Origin of the sequence: Dapis hubbardiae BLCC-M172 (assembly GCF_050016015.1) — a bacterium.
In the GTDB taxonomy this organism is placed as follows: domain Bacteria; phylum Cyanobacteriota; class Cyanobacteriia; order Cyanobacteriales; family Microcoleaceae; genus Trichodesmium.
Map to the genome: position 1 here is coordinate 1 of NZ_JBNHEQ010000145.1, position 1,096 is coordinate 1,096.

General features: G+C 40.1%; 1 pseudogene. It reads left to right on the forward strand.

Annotation, left to right across the window (positions count from 1 at the left end):
• A pseudogene (locus tag ACP6PK_RS12575) lies at positions 1-1,096 on the forward strand (CHAT domain-containing protein); the annotation flags it as partial.

Consider the following 1,096-nt stretch of genomic DNA (forward strand, 5'->3'; position numbering starts at 1 on the left):
ACCCAACAAATAGAAACATTTTCAGCACAAGGCACCGCCGGAAATGTAAATATTATAGCAGAAGGTCATATCCATACAGACACAATTTTGTCTCAAGGAATGGAGCAGGGAGGAAATATTACCATTAACAGTCGCAGTGAAAATAGTATAGATGCAACAGGAGCATTAAACACATATTCAGAGGAGGGTATTGCCGGAGATGTCAGCCTCACATCCCCAGGCAGTATTAATATTAACAGTATTCGCTCAGAAGGAATGCAACAGGGAGGTGATATTACAGTAAATAGTGAAATAGGTGAGATTAATTCAAGTGGTGATATTGACTCATTCTCAAACCAAGGAATAGGAGGCAATGTAGAACTGAACGCCCCAGAAAGGGTGACATTAGCCAACGTCTCATCCTTTGGAGCAACAGAAAGTGGAGACTTAATCATTCAAAGTAGTCAAGCGCAAGTAGAAACAGGAAATGTTGAGACACAAGCAGACGGACCAAGTGGCAACATCATAATTAATGGCACTCAAATAACCACAGGAAACTTAAGTTCTTTAGGTACTAGCAGTGCAGGTATTCTTGAACTAGAGGCAACTGACGGTTCCATCACTACTCTCGACTTAAACTCAATTGCTTCAGAAGGAGAAGCAGGAGGTATTGATATAGACGCAACGGGAGATGTAACAACTGAAGACCAAGCTGTAATTTCTGGAGATGGGGATGCTCGAATTGATATTGATGCCGAAGGAAATTTCAACGCTGAGACTCAGACAGTAGAAGCAACTAATGGAGATGCGGAAATTAATAATCAAGTAGATGGTAATATCAATACAGAAAATCAGATAGCCACCGCTACTAATGGAGATGCCACCATTGCAAATACAGGTAACATTATTAATACAGAAAATCAGATAGCCACCGCTACTAATGGAGATGCCACCATTGAAAATACAGGCAACATTATTAATACAGAAAATCAAATAGCCACCGCTACTAATGGAGACGCCACCATTGAAAATACAGGCAACATTATTAATACAGAAAATCAGATAGCCACCGCTACTAATGGAGATGCCACGATTGCAAATACAGGCAATATTATTA